The sequence below is a fragment of the Paracoccus bogoriensis genome (genome assembly GCF_019431455.1).
Classification (GTDB): domain Bacteria; phylum Pseudomonadota; class Alphaproteobacteria; order Rhodobacterales; family Rhodobacteraceae; genus Paracoccus; species Paracoccus bogoriensis.
Genome location: NZ_JAHYSR010000082.1, coordinates 1 through 276, shown reverse-complemented (window position 1 = coordinate 276; position 276 = coordinate 1). Strand labels below are relative to the sequence as shown.

At 60.9% G+C, this 276-nt stretch carries 1 protein-coding gene and 1 pseudogene; both read left to right on the top strand.

The genetic code is table 11. The features are described from left to right. Positions 1-91: pseudogene (locus KY389_RS15150) on the top strand (IS5/IS1182 family transposase); the annotation flags it as partial. A 113-nt stretch (positions 92-204) separates the two neighbouring features. Next, on the top strand, positions 205-276 hold a 72-nt coding region (locus KY389_RS15955), incomplete at its 3' end, for a hypothetical protein (protein WP_425517137.1).

The following is a 276-nucleotide window of genomic DNA, read 5'->3' as shown; positions in this document are numbered from 1 at the left end:
GCGGCTGTGGAAGAACTGCGAGCGGCTACTTAACACCAGTCTGCAGTTCATTCACTTGGCTTTCTTGACTCGTCTGCTCAAAAGACTTTGAGCAAGTTCTGAGGCGATGCCGGCGAGACGAGGCATGCGTTCCGGGATTGGTAGGGGGATCAGAGGACGAGGGTATGCGTCGGTATCGACGCCGCGAAAGGCACACATCGGGCGGTGGCCGTTGACGCCGAGGGCCGGGTCGTTCTCGACCGCGCGGTCGAGAACGACCAGGACGCGATCGACAGG